We start from the raw sequence: 864 nt of genomic DNA on the forward strand, positions 1-864 counted from the left end.
TACGACCAAGAATGCAGGAAGCTATCAGCTGACTTGGAATGCAACAGGCGTGGCAAGTGGAATGTACTACTACCGCTTAACGGCACCGGGCCAGGTACTAACCAGACAAATGACATTAATTAAATAACAGCTATTAGCTGACAGCTGTTAGCGTTTAGCTTTGAACAAAGCCTCTAAACGCTAACGGCTAAACGCTGAGAGCTAAAAGCTTTTATTACTATGAAAAATTTATTACTCGTTTTACTTACACTCACAATCGCATTAATACTAACTTCTCTTGCTATGGCGCAACCGGGCTTGCCGAGCGATCCTGCTCAGGCTCCCATTGACGGCGGTCTAGGCTTGCTTGCTGCTGCAGGCGGAGCGTATGCTTACAAGAAGCTTAAGGGCCGTAACAGCGAAAGCGAAGACGTATAAATAAGATCATGCTCATTCACGAGCGTAGCGAAGTGATCTCCGAATCACTGCCCACTTTTTAGCAGGGCAGATATTTACTGATTTATAAAAGGTTCCGATGCTCTGTGTCGGAACCTTTTTTTGTTTGGATCTCCCCGTTTCATTACTAAATTTTCTGTACGGAACAGTTCGCCCCTCCTAAGAACAGGAGGGGAGTTACGTTGTAGCTCGTAAGGATTTTAATCCGCAGCGGTTTAAGCATTGATCGAACCATACGTCGCAGAACCTGAAGGATCTGCTTGTTTAAAATCATGCAACAAAATGTATGCTAGAAGGGCGTTCACGCCCGGCGGAGGTTCTGGCAGTCCAGATCATGCTACCAGACCCCACAAAGATCCTGAAACAAGCCTGCCTGTCGGCAGACTGGTTCGATGATAGTTTTGACATGATGTAAAGGCTGTCACCCTG

1 protein-coding gene is annotated in these 864 nt (G+C 46.2%); it reads left to right on the plus strand.

Going from position 1 to position 864, the window contains the following annotated elements:
• The first annotated feature begins 282 nt into the window (after positions 1–282).
• Positions 283–417, plus strand: a complete 135-nt coding sequence (locus tag RIG68_RS15155) for a PID-CTERM protein-sorting domain-containing protein (protein ID WP_350123856.1) — start codon at positions 283–285, stop codon at positions 415–417.
• Positions 418–864: the final 447 nt, after the last annotated feature.

The organism is Imperialibacter sp., assembly GCF_040222385.1.
Taxonomy (GTDB): Bacteria; Bacteroidota; Bacteroidia; order Cytophagales; family Cyclobacteriaceae; genus Imperialibacter.